The organism is Streptomyces poonensis, assembly GCF_014650915.1.
Lineage (GTDB): Bacteria > Actinomycetota > Actinomycetes > Streptomycetales > Streptomycetaceae > Streptomyces > Streptomyces poonensis.
In genome coordinates this window covers 58,191-70,219 of record NZ_BMVW01000016.1, presented here as the reverse complement: position 1 = coordinate 70,219, position 12,029 = coordinate 58,191, and the positions used below count along the sequence as shown (strand labels likewise).

Below are 12,029 nucleotides of genomic sequence, written 5' to 3'. Positions count from 1 at the left end.
GAGGGCGGCGGACCCCTCGCGCAGCGGTGCGTTCAGATGCTGTTCACGTGGATCGGGGCCAGTACACAGCGCTGTCGGCGGCGAGGGTCAGTCACTGAAAACATGAAGGAGTTGGCTGGCCAGGGTGACCGTCTTGTAGATTCGTATGAATGGCGGCCATCAGAAACCTCGCCGTTTCGCCAGGGAAACAGTGAGCACGGCCACCGCCCCCAGAACACCGTCCGCCGAGCGAGCGAAACAGGCGGACACCGGACACGACGAGAACGGCGGCGAAGAGACATGCGGCTGCGCGCACTGCTGGAGACCGACGCGCTGGGCCTGCGGCTGCTCGGCGGCGGGGACGAGCTGGACCGCACCGTACGCGGCGTGATGACCACGGACCTGAAGGACCCCAGCCGCTATCTGTCGGGCGGCGAGCTGGTGCTCACCGGGCTCGCCTGGCGCCGGGACGCCACGGACTCCGAGCCGTTCGTCCGGATCCTGGCCACCGCCGGGGTCGCCGCGCTCGCCGCGGGCGAGGCCGAGCTGGGGGCCGTGCCCGAGGACCTGGTCGCGGCCTGCGCCCGGCACCGGATGCCGCTGTTCGCCGTCAACGAGTCGGTGGCCTTCGCGACGATCACCGAGCACGTCGTACGACAGGTCTCGGGCGAGCGCGCCGGGGACCTGGCGGCCGTGGTGGACCGGCACCGCCGGATGATGACCTCCGGCCCGGCGGGCGGCGGCCCGGACGTGGTGCTGGACCTGCTGGGCTCCGACCTCGACCTGCGCGCGTGGGTGCTCTCCCCCACCGGGCGGGCCGTCGCGGGCCCGCGGGCCGACGGGGCCACGCTGCCCGCCGAGGTGGCCTCGAGGCTCGCCGCCGAGCACCTGGGAGCCGCCCGTACGGGACGGCGCGGCCCGCACCGGGTGACGGTCGGCACGGCGACGTACTCGCTCTTCCCGATCCGCGGCGCGCAGCCCCGCCCCGCTCCGGCCGGGGCGGAGGGCCGGTCCGCCGGCGCCGCCCGGGACGTACGGGACGTACGGGAGACCGTGCTCTCGGAGTGGCTGCTCGCGGTCGAGGCGGACGCCGGGGACTGGGCCGAGGAGCGGCTGGACCTGCTGCACGGGGTGACCCAGCTGATCGCGGTGGAGCGGGACCGGCGGGACGCGGCGCGCACCGTGCGGCGGCGGCTCGCGCAGGAGGTGCTGGAGCTGGTGCAGACGGGAGCCGCGCCCGCCGAGATCGCGGCCCGGCTGCGGGTGGCCGCGCCCGTGCTGCTGCCCGGGCTGGGCGCGGCGCCGCACTGGCAGGTCGTCGTGGCCCGGGTGGAGTGGGACGACACGCGCGACGGGGGCGCGGGCGCCCAGGCCGGAAGCAACAAGCGGCCGGGCGAGGCGGACGGCGGCGCGGTCGCGCAGGCGCTGCTGGAGGAGATCCTCGTGGACCCCCTGGCGTCCGGGACCGAGCACTCGGACCGGATCGCCGTCGCCCACACGGACACCGAGGCGATCGCGCTGGTCCCCCTCCCTGCGGTCACGGCCGAGCACGACGGCTCGGAGAACGGCATCCTCGCCGACGCCCTGCTGGAGGCCGTGCGCGATCCGCTGACGGCGGGCCTGGACGGCGACGGGCGGCTCACGCTCGGCGTCAGCGCGGCGGTGCACTCGGCCGAGGGACTGCGCGGCGCGCTGGAGGAGGCCCGGCACGCGCGCCGGGTGGCGGCGGCGCGTCCCGGACGGGTCTGCGCGGCCGGCCACCAGGAGCTGGCCTCGCACGTGCTGCTGCTGCCGTTCGTCCCGGACGACGTGCGCCGCGCCTTCACGGCCCGGCTGCTCGACCCCCTGCGGGACTACGACCGCCGCCACCGCGCCGAGCTGATCCCCACCCTGGAGGCGTTCCTCGACTGTGACGGCTCGTGGACGCGCTGCGCCGCGCGGCTGCATCTGCACGTCAACACGCTGCGGTACCGGGTGGGCCGGATCGAGCAGTTGACGAGCCGGGATCTGTCCCGCCTGGAGGACAAGCTGGATTTCTTCCTGGCGCTGCGCATGAGCTGAGGTCAAGGGGCCGCGCGCCGGGTCTCACGGCGCGCGGTCCCCACCCCATGACTTTGTGAAATCCTTCACCCACCCCCTTGGCCGGGCGCCGCGATCCGTGCTGAGATGCGGCCACCACTCAACAGCTCGACGGCGTGCTCGGGGAGGGCAACGTGGCGCATACCGCCATGTCTGGTACCGGAACGACCGCAGATGACGATCCACTCCAGACCGCGGTATGGCGGCTGCGCTCGCGCGCCTGCTGGGCCGACGCGGCGGCACTGCTCCAGCCGACCTCGCCGGCGGCCGCGCTGCAGCGCGCCGCGCTTCTCGTCGAGCGCTGTCTCTACACGGAGCGGGGCTGGGAGGAGGCCGAGGACGCGCTGCGCACGGCCGAGGCGCAGGCCCGGACCGACGACGAGCGAGGTGCTGCGGCCTGCGAGCGCGGGCAGCTGGCGTACGCGGCGACGCTGCTCGGCGTCCGGGACCGGGCGGACGAGGCGCGGGCCGCGCTCGGCCGGGCGGCGGCGCTGATCGCTCCGGGCGCCCCGGGCCGGGCGCTGCTGGACTTCCGCCGGGGGCTGCTCGCCGAGAACCTGGCCCGTGCCCCGCAGGCCGCCCGCGCCGCGTACCGCCGGGCCCACGCGGGCGCCACCGCCCACGGCGATCCGCTGCTGCTGTCCTTCACCTGGCGGCACCTGGCCGGGCTCGCGCTGCGCGACGGCGAGCTGGCGGAGGCCCGGCACGGGTTCGCCGAGTCGCTGCGGATCCGCGAGGAGCTGGGCTACCTCGTGGGGACGGCGCCCGCGCTGGCGTCCCTGGCCGACGCGGAGAGCGAACCGGAGGCGTCCCGGCTGCGCGCGGAGGCGGGCCGTCTGTTCCGCCTGCTGGGCGGCGTGCCGACGTGGCTGGCCCGGCAGCTGGCACCGCCGGCGGCGACGATCTGAGACCGGGCCGCCCCGCGGGCGGCGCTCCGCCGCCCGCACCCGGTGTCCCCGTGACGGTCAGCGGTCACGCACTGCCGAAGTGCCGCTCCACCAGCCCCTCGGCGGCCTGCAGGTCCTGCGCGCCGAGCGCGTCCAGCAGGGCGAGGTGCTCGGCCGCGTCCGCCATCAGCTCGGCGCGCACGGCGGCCGAGGGCACACTGTCCAGCGGCAGCTGGGTACGGCGCTGGAGGTCGTCGGCGATGCGGACCAGCTGCTCGTTGCCGGCGAGGCCGAGCACCGCGCGGTGGAAGGCGCGGTCGGCCTCGCCGTAGGCGGCCCGGCAGCCGGAGGACGCGGCCCGCGCCGTCTCCTCGGCGAGGGGCCGCAGCTCGGCCCAGCGCGCGGCGGGCAGCGTACGGCCGAGACGCAGGATCACGGGGGCTTCGAGCAGGGAGCGGATCTCGGCGAGCTCGGCCAGTTCGCGGGCGCCCCGCCGGACCACGCGGAAACCGCGGTTGGGCACGACCTCGACGGCGCCCTCCAGGGCCAGCTGCTGCATGGCCTCGCGCACCGGAGTGGCGGACACCCCGAAGCGCTCGCCCAGCGCGGGCGCCGAGTACACCTCCCCCGGCGTGAGCTCCCCGGCCACGAGGGCGGCGCGCAGGGCGTCGAGTATCTGCCCGCGCACGGAGGCCCGCTGCACGACCGGACGGCCCGGCGCGGGGCGGAGCCGCTCCTCCGGGCGGAAGCCGTCCGGCCGGCCGGGCTCGTCGAGCCGGCGGGAACCGTCCGGGCAGGCCCCTGGGACGGGCGGCTCACTGTGCACGTGCTCGCCCCGGGCCGTGTCCGTACGGGCCGCGGGAGCGGTACGGGCCGGGGCGGACACACGCACCGCGGAAGCTGCTGCGCGCGCCGCGGAAGCCGTACGGTCCGGGTCCGCCGCCCGCTGCTGCGCCGGCACGCGCGTGGCCGTCCGCGTACGGATCTCCGGGAGCCCCGTTCCGCCCGTTCCGGCCTCGGCGGAGGCCTGCGGGTCGCGCCGGCGTGGGCCTGCCTGCTCCACGGGTCCTCCTGCGGGTTGGTGGTACATGGGCGCCCAAGGGCGTTACCAGGGTCATTACCGGTCGTAAAGCACCATAAGCGCACCGAGCGTCAGTTCAAATACGGAGCACATGGACTCACCTCAGTGAGGTGCCCCTTACCTATCGAGTAAGGTGAGGCTTACCTTTTGATGCTCGCTCGACGACCGTGTAACCCGGGGGTCCCGCATGCCGTTCGCCGCACCGGCCGTCTCGCCCGTGATGGACGCGTACGCCCGCCTGACCGAGGTGTTCCCCGGCCTCGGCGTCACGGAGCTCTCGCCGGCCGACGAGGACCCGCGCGGCGACGGCTGGGTGGGCGCCGCCCGGCTCGCCGAGGCCGGCCCGGAGCTCGACGCGTACCTCGCCCGGGACGACGAGCAGGTGGTGCGGGACTACGGCCGGCAGGCCCGCCCGGACGTCATCGCCACCTTCGGACTGCACCGCTACGCCTGGCCGGCCTGTCTGCTGTTCACCGTTCCGTGGTTCCTGGTGCGGCGGGTGCCCCGCTTCCCGGCGGAGCACGTCTCCTTCCAGCGCACGCTCGGCCGCCTGGCCGTCCGGGTCGGCGAGTTCGCCTGCCTGCCGGACGACCCGGCCGCGCACCTGCCCGGTGCGCGCGTCGTGCCGGACGAGGAGGCGTTGCGCGCCGAGCTGCGGGAGGCCGTGGCCGAGCACCTCCAGCCGCTGCTCGACGGCTTCGGCCCGCGGATGCGGCGGCGCGGACGCGCCCTGTGGGGCATGGCGACCGACGAGATCGTCGAGAGCCTCTGGTACATCGCCCACCTCCTCGGCGAGGAGGAGCGCGCGATGCGCGAACTGGAACTGCTGCTGCCGGGCACGACCAAGCCGTACGTGGGCTCCGCGGCCTTCCGCGAACTGACCGGGCCGAACGGCGAGTCGCTGCCCACCCGAGACCGGGCCAGCTGCTGCATGTTCTACACGCTGCGCCCGGAGGACACCTGCGCGACCTGCCCGCGCACCTGCGAGAGCGACCGCATCGCCAAGCTGACGGCCGCCGCGGCGAACTGACCGCGGAACGGCCCAGGGTCGACCGGGTGCGCTCGAAGGCGTTCGCGAACGGCCCGCGAGTCCGCTGCCGGTCGACGGGGCGTCATTCGATTGACGTGGCGTCAGCCGACCACTGACGTCACACCTGGTCGCAACCTGACGCCGCGTCAAGCAGCAGTTGACGCCCGGCTGATCACACCACGCCCCGCGACCTCGGGCGAAGCCCGGGGCGGGCCGCCGGGCGCGGCGCACCCCATAAGATCAACTCGCGACGCGGACGACTCACGGGTTACAGGTGATTCACATCCTCCTCACCTGCCGCAGGAAGTTTCCCAGGAACCACCCGTACGGGTAGTCTTATTCGCACTCAACTCCCGGCCCTCGCACGGCAGTTCGAGCAGAATTCCGCCTGGCGCACCCCGTTGCCCTTCATTTGGCGGCCTCTTGCCCCGAAACCCCCTGAGGGCCGAGGGGATTGGTCCACTATGGCGGGCGTTAGGCCCTATCCCAATGCAAGGGACCCCTGATGAGATTGACCGACATATCGCTGAACTGGCTGCTTCCGGGCGCCGTACTGCTCCTGGGACTGCTGGCGGCGGTGGCGGTGCTCGCGCGCGGCAAGCGGTCCGGGGAGCACACGAAGACCGAGGACTCCTGGGAGCGCAGCGAGGAGCGCCGCAGGCGCAAGGAGGCCATATACGGCACGGCCTCCTACGTTCTTCTCTTCTGCTGTGCCGCGGTCGCGGCGGCACTCTCCTTCCACGGACTGGTCGGCTTCGGCCGGCAGAACCTCAACCTGTCCGGCGGCTGGGAGTACCTGGTCCCGTTCGGCCTGGACGGCGCCGCCATGTTCTGCTCCGTACTCGCGGTGCGTGAGGCCAGCCACGGCGACGCGGCGCTCGGCTCCCGGATACTCGTCTGGACCTTCGCGGGCGCCGCGGCCTGGTTCAACTGGGTCCACGCGCCCACGGGCATCGGCCACGAGGGTGCTCAGCACTTCTTCGCCGGCATGTCCCTCTCGGCCGCGGTGCTGTTCGACCGCGCGCTGAAGCAGACCCGCCGGGCCGCGCTGCGCGAGCAGGGCCTGATCCCGCGCCCGCTGCCGCAGATCCGTGTCGTCCGCTGGCTGCGGGCACCGCGCGAGACGTACAAGGCGTGGTCGCTGATGCTCCTGGAGGGCGTGCGCAGCCTGGACGAGGCCGTGGACGAGGTGCGCGACGACCAGCGCCAGAAGGAGCAGGAGCGGCAGCGCCGGCGCGAGCAGGGGAAGCTGGAGCGCGCCCAGCTGAAGGCCATCAGCCGTGGTCACCGCGGTGTGCTCAACCGCGGCGAGAGCCGTCAGGTGGAGGTGGCGGCCGTCGAGCGCGCCGCCGCGCCCGCCGCCGCTTCGGAGCCTGCCATATCCGGCGGGGACCCACTGCCCGTACGTACCCGGCCCTCCCTGCAGCCGGTCCGCAGCAGCTCGGACAAGGCGATCACCGTCGACCTCACCGCGGAGGACGACACACAGGCCCTGCCGCGACTGGACTCCCTGGAGCGCAAACTCAAGGACCTTGAGCAGCAGTTCGGCTAGCCCGCGCCCTGGCGCGGAACAGCATCACGGGACGGGGGCGCGGCGCGTACGCCGCGCCCCCGTCCCGTTCCGTGGATCCCCCGTTCCGTGGATCCCCCGTTCCGTGGCTCTCTCGATTCGATGACGAGGGCTTGCCGTGCGTCCGGGCGCTCAGGCCACGTCCGCGTTCAGTTCGAACCACACCGATTTGCCCACTCCGTGGCTCCGCACTCCCCACGCGTCCGCGAGGGACTGGACCAGGAGCAGGCCCCTGCCGTGCGTGTCGCAGTCGGCGTCCGGCACCTGCAGCAAAGGCCTGCGGGCCACGAAGTCCCTTACTTCCACGCGCAGTCCGCGCGGCGTGACGGTCGCCGTCAGCACCGCGTCGTGGTCGGTGTGGATCAGCGCGTTGGTGACGAGTTCGCTGGTCAGCAGCTCGGCGACATCCGACCTGCCGGGCTTCCCCCAGCGCCCGAGCAGCTCTCTGAGTGCCCGGCGGGCCTCGGCGACCGCGCGCAGGTCCGCCCGTCCGAGTCGCCGCCGGAGCTGCCCCGTCCCCGGCCGGTCCGGTGCGCTGTCGGTCGCTGCCTCCACCTTCTCCGTCGAAGAGGTTCCGACCCCCATGGAACCACCCCCTCGTGCCTGCCTCTTCATGACCCCCGCCCGCACGCCGATGCCGAATCCCTCCTGCTCGAACACGTTCGAGAGATCCATGCCCGGGTCCGGAACAGCGCAGTCATACTGAATCCTCAACCACTGCGCGTAGGCGTTCGAACGCACTCCGTCAACCCGGACTACGGTGAGACATGAGAGCGGTTCCATGCCCAGATAAAATGCGGACACGGCATACCGAAAGGTGCATTCCGGGCGCCTTGTCGGCCGCCATGCCGACCGCGCCCGTCGGTATCGCATGTCCAGGCGCGCCTGCCGATCCGGCCGTACGCGACCAGGCCCCGGAAACTACGGCACACGGCGGGCGCCTCCCACGAGGTGGGTCAGCCAGGCGCCGTCACGGGTCCGCGCCGGATCCGTGAGGAGCTCCGCGTCGGCGGACCGCGCCGGAACGCCGTGGATCCGGGGGGCGAGCACGGCCGCCGGCCGGCCGTGGGGCGCACACCGCGCCCACGACAGCGGCCGAGGGTCCGGTGTGCGCCTCCGCAGCACCCGCCGCGGGCAGCCGCCGGGCCCGCCGTCCCCGGCCGAGCCGCACGAGTGCCCCGACAGCGGCGTCCGGGCCGCCGTCCGCCGGGAACAGCAGGGGTGTACGGTGCCCGGCTCCGGTCCGTACGGCACCGGATGGCGCATACGGCGGGACGGGGACGACGACGCGGTCTGCGCCCACTGCCGCGCGACGGCACGCGCGAGGCGGTCGGCCGACAGCAGTAGGCGAGCGGGACGGGGAGCGGCGCGGAGCCCGGAACCCGGTCGCGCTCAGAGCCGCGGGACGTTCCGCAGGTTGGAGCGGGCCATCTGGAGCATCCGGCCCACACCGCCGTCCAGCACGATCTTCGAGGCGGACAGCGCGAACCCGGTCACCATCTCCGTGCTGATCTTCGGCGGGATGGAGAGGGCGTTGGGGTCGGTGACGACGTCGACGAGCGCCGGGCCCTTGTGCTTGAAGGCCTCCTTCAGCGCGCCGGGGAGCTCCTTCGGCTTCTCCACGCGGACGCCGTACGCCCCGCAGGCACGCGCCACGGCCGCGAAGTCGGGGTTGGTGTTCGCGGTGCCGTGCGAGGGGAGCCCGGCGACGAGCATCTCCAGCTCGACCATGCCGAGCGAGGAGTTGTTGAAGAGGACGACCTTGACCGGCAGGTCGTACTGGACGAGCGTCAGGAAGTCGCCCATCAGCATGGAGAATCCGCCGTCGCCGGACATCGACACGACCTGGCGCTTCCGGTCGGTGAACTGGGCGCCGATCGCCATCGGCAGCGCGTTCGCCATCGAGCCGTGGGAGAAGGAACCGATGATGCGGCGGCGGCCGTTGGGCGAGATGTAGCGCGCGGCCCACACGTTGCACATCCCCGTGTCGACCGTGAACACCGCGTCGTCGGCGGCGATGTCGTCGAGGACGGACGCCACGTACTCGGGGTGGATGGGGACGTGCTTGTCGACCTTCTTCGTGTACGCCGAGACGACGCCCTCCAGCGCGTCCGCGTGCTTCTTGAGCATCTTGTCGAGGAAGCGCCGGTTCTTCTTGGCCTTCACGCGCGGGGTGAGGCACCGCAGCGTCTCCTTCACATCGCCCCACACCGCGAGGTCCAGCTTGGAGCGCCGGCCCAGCACCTCGGGGCGTACGTCGATCTGCACGATCCGGACGTCGTCGGGCAGGAACGCGTTGTACGGGAAGTCGGTGCCCAGCAGGATCAGCAGATCGCACTCGTGGGTGGCCTCGTACGCGGCGCCGTAGCCGAGGAGGCCGCTCATGCCGACGTCGTACGGGTTGTCGTACTGGATCCACTCCTTGCCGCGCAGGGCGTGCCCGACCGGAGACTTGATCCTCCCCGCGAACTCCATGACCTCGGCGTGCGCGCCCGCCGTGCCGGCGCCGCAGAAGAGGGTGACCTTGTCGGCCTTGTCGATCATCTCGACGAGCCGGTCGATCTCGGCGTCCCCCGGGCGGACGGTGGGCCGGGAGGTGACGAGGGCGGTGTCGGCGGCCTTCTCGGGGGCCGGCTCGCCCGCGATGTCGCCGGGCAGCGAGACCACACTGACGCCGGACTGCCCCACGGCGTGCTGGACGGCGGTGTTGAGCAGCCGGGGCATCTGCTGCGGGCTGGAGATCAGTTCGCTGTAGTGACTGCACTCGGTGAACAGCCGGTCCGGGTGGGTCTCCTGGAAGTAGCCCAGGCCGATCTCGCTGGAGGGGATGTGGGAGGCGAGGGCGAGGACCGGCGCCATGGAGCGGTGGGCGTCGTAGAGCCCGTTGATGAGGTGGAGGTTGCCCGGGCCGCAGGAGCCCGCGCACGCGGTCAGCTTCCCGGTGATCTGGGCCTCCGCGCCGGCGGCGAAGGCGGCGGTCTCCTCGTGGCGTACGTGGACCCAGTCGATGCCGCGGTGGCGGCGCACGGCGTCGACGACCGGGTTGAGGCTGTCACCGACGACACCGTAGAGGCGGCTCACTCCGGCGCGGACGAGGATGTCGACGAACTGCTCGGCTACGTTCTGCTTGGCCATGGCTTCCGTGTGCCCTTCGGTCTCCTGGAGATCCCTCGCAGATCCCACGCAGATTCCTCCGGGTCCATGAATTCACATGTGCGACGCTCATGCCTCCCAGACGGCGGCGGCCGTACGGTCGTCGGCGTAGCCCTTCACCCGGACCTGCGCGTCGGCGAGGAACGCGGCCAGGTCCGGCGGCCGTCCGCTCGCCCAGCGGTCCGCGAGGTGTTCGGCGAGCCGGGCCTCGCCGCGCAGCGGATCGGCGAAGCCCGCGCTGCACAGCAGGAGCGTGTCGCCCGGCCGGGCGACGGAGGCACGGAAGCGGAAGGGGGCGCGCGGCGCCTCGGACGCGGCCGGGTAGCGGTGCGATCGCCCGTACGGGCCGGCCGGTGTCGCGATACCGAGGTCCATGGTGAGCCGGTCGTCCTGGGGAGTTCCGTGGGAGGTTCCCCGCGAGGTCCCCTGGGCAGCCCCCTGCGCAGTCTCGTAGGCGGTCTTCTGGGGCAGTGAGCCGAAGCCCAGCACGGGCGCGCCCGCGGCCGCCTCGGTGGCGCGCGGCTCTATGTCCTGCCACTCGTCGTTCCGCAGCCGGAACAGTCCTCCGGCGCCCACGCCGAAGAACACGCGCGTACGGCACTCCGGGTCGGCCGGGAGCAGCAGACAGCGCAGCGTGGCCGTGTACTCCTCCGGCTCGAGGCCCTGCTCGACGGCGCTGGCGCGCAGCCTGCCGAGACTGCGGTCGGTGAGCCGGTGCAGCCCCGACTTGAGCTCGCCGCGCCGGGCCTCGCGGATGTCCTCGACGAGCTGGGCGTGGTGGCGGCCCACGGCCCGCCCGATCCAGCGGCACGCCTCGGCCGCCGCCCGGTGCGCGCCCGGTACGGCACGGGCACCGGTCGCCATCGCGACGAGCACGAGTGCCTGCTCGCCGCTGCCGAACCGGGCGGTGAGCAGCGAGTCCCGGCGCGGCTCCCCGCGGAACCGGGCGGTGTCCCCGCGCACCGAGACCGCCCGCAGGGTGTACGTCCCGTACCGCGCCCCGTCGAGTGCGGTGTCCGCGACGAGGTCGCCGAGGTCGTCCGGGTCGGCGCCCGGCAGCGCGCCGGGCTCGCCGTCGTAGGTGGGCGGGCGGGAGCCCACATGGGCGGGGGCGGTGGGGCGGGAGCCCGTGACGAGGGTGGCGTCGTCGAAGGGCTCCGGGGTGGTGGGGGTGGGTACCGCGTCGTGGGGGTGGCGGGAGGGGGCCGCTGCCTCGGGGGCGCCGAGGGGCGGACCGGAGGGGTACGCGGCGGGTGGCGGGTCGCTCGGCGGTGCCGAAGGGGGTGCGGCGGGGGGCGGTGCCGCGGACCAGGGGGCGCCGGGCGGCGGGCGGAAACCGGTCGGGGGCGTGTCGGCGGGGGGCCGGGACGGGGGCACCGCGGGGCCCGGCGGCTGGGCGGGCGGGCGGCTGGTGCGGGGGGTGTGCGTGGGCGGGCGGCCGGAACGGGGGGCCTCCGCGCGGAAGCCCGGCGGTTTCGGGCCGGGCGGGAAGGTCGCCGGACCCGGTGGGTCGGCGGGCGGGGGTTCCCACGGGGCGGGGCGGGGGACGGGGCCGCCGGGCCGGGGACGGTCCGCAGGGTCGGCGTACGGCGCACCGGCGGGCGGTGGTTCTCCGGGCGGCGGCACGGGCGGTTCGGGCGGCAAGGGCGGCACGGGCGGCGGCGGGGCGTCCGGCGCCTGCGCCGGGGACGGCGGCGTTCCCTTCCCCACCGTGCCCGCCGCGGAGGCGAACCGGTCGTCGAGGGAATCGGCCGCGACTGTGGGCCCCGTGTCGTCGGCGGAGTCGTGGTACAAGTGCCCCCACCAGTCGTCCTCGTGACCGGTGGGCCTCTCCCCCTGTTGGCTCATGCCCCTAATTGTCCACCGCTGCCGCCGGTTGAAAACGGCCCTTACGGAAAAACCGGCCGAGGCCCCGACACGCCGTACGGCGTGTCGGGGCATGGGCGATCGATGACACGGGGCGAACCGGTTCATCGTCGCCCCGGCATCCAGGCATCCCGGCGTCTGCCCGGCATCCCGCCGCCCCGGCTTCTGATGATCCGTCACATGCTGACCGCCGAGCGGTCCCACCCCCCACAGGAGAACCGCCCGGCGGCGTGTGTGTGGCCGCGTCGCTGTCGGCGGCGGCCGGCCGGGGTCCCGAGTGTGACCCGCGTTCCTGGGGTTTCGCTGTGATGTGCGTGCGTCCCTGGTGGTGACACCTTGTCATCGAGGCAGGTGGTGGGGCGATGATGTGCCGGGGCGGAAGTG

8 protein-coding genes are annotated in these 12,029 nt (G+C 73.8%); 4 read left to right on the top strand and 4 right to left on the bottom strand.

Annotated features, from left to right (window positions below):
- Positions 1-279 precede the first annotated feature (279 nt).
- Together IE242_RS29860 and IE242_RS29855 are read left to right on the top strand one after the other, a co-directional pair.
- Complete coding sequence (locus tag IE242_RS29860) at positions 280-2,040, top strand: helix-turn-helix domain-containing protein (protein WP_189864775.1); 1,761 nt, start codon at positions 280-282, stop codon at positions 2,038-2,040.
- 152 nt (positions 2,041-2,192) lie between these two features.
- Positions 2,193-2,966: a hypothetical protein gene (locus IE242_RS29855; protein WP_189864773.1), complete on the top strand. Its 774-nt coding sequence runs from the start codon at positions 2,193-2,195 to the stop codon at positions 2,964-2,966.
- A gap of 64 nt (positions 2,967-3,030) precedes the next feature.
- On the opposite strand, the gene IE242_RS29850 is transcribed toward IE242_RS29855, so the two are convergent.
- Complete coding sequence (locus IE242_RS29850; RefSeq protein WP_229859620.1) at positions 3,031-4,008, bottom strand: GntR family transcriptional regulator; 978 nt, start codon at positions 4,006-4,008, stop codon at positions 3,031-3,033.
- A gap of 205 nt (positions 4,009-4,213) precedes the next feature.
- On the opposite strand from IE242_RS29850, the gene IE242_RS29845 reads away from it, so the two are divergent.
- Together IE242_RS29845 and IE242_RS29840 are read left to right on the top strand one after the other, a co-directional pair.
- A complete protein-coding gene (locus IE242_RS29845) occupies positions 4,214-5,056 on the top strand; it encodes a (2Fe-2S)-binding protein (protein WP_189864769.1) in 843 nt (280 codons plus the stop codon).
- Between the two features lie 505 nt (positions 5,057-5,561).
- Positions 5,562-6,608 (top strand): DUF2637 domain-containing protein, encoded by a 1,047-nt coding sequence (locus IE242_RS29840; protein WP_189864767.1) that lies wholly within the window; start codon positions 5,562-5,564, stop codon positions 6,606-6,608.
- 150 nt (positions 6,609-6,758) lie between these two features.
- On the opposite strand, the gene IE242_RS29835 is transcribed toward IE242_RS29840, so the two are convergent.
- The 3 genes from IE242_RS29835 to IE242_RS29825 all read right to left on the bottom strand — a co-directional run bounded on the left by IE242_RS29835 (position 6,759) and on the right by IE242_RS29825 (position 11,627).
- The gene (locus IE242_RS29835; protein ID WP_373299626.1) at positions 6,759-7,211 is read right to left on the bottom strand and encodes an ATP-binding protein; all 453 of its coding nucleotides are present in this window, start codon (positions 7,209-7,211) and stop codon (positions 6,759-6,761) included.
- 807 nt (positions 7,212-8,018) lie between these two features.
- Positions 8,019-9,761, bottom strand: a complete 1,743-nt coding sequence (locus IE242_RS29830; RefSeq protein ID WP_189865036.1) for a pyruvate dehydrogenase — start codon at positions 9,759-9,761, stop codon at positions 8,019-8,021.
- An 87-nt stretch (positions 9,762-9,848) separates the two neighbouring features.
- The gene (locus tag IE242_RS29825; protein ID WP_189864765.1) at positions 9,849-11,627 is read right to left on the bottom strand and encodes a protein phosphatase 2C domain-containing protein; all 1,779 of its coding nucleotides are present in this window, start codon (positions 11,625-11,627) and stop codon (positions 9,849-9,851) included.
- Positions 11,628-12,029 lie beyond the last annotated feature (402 nt).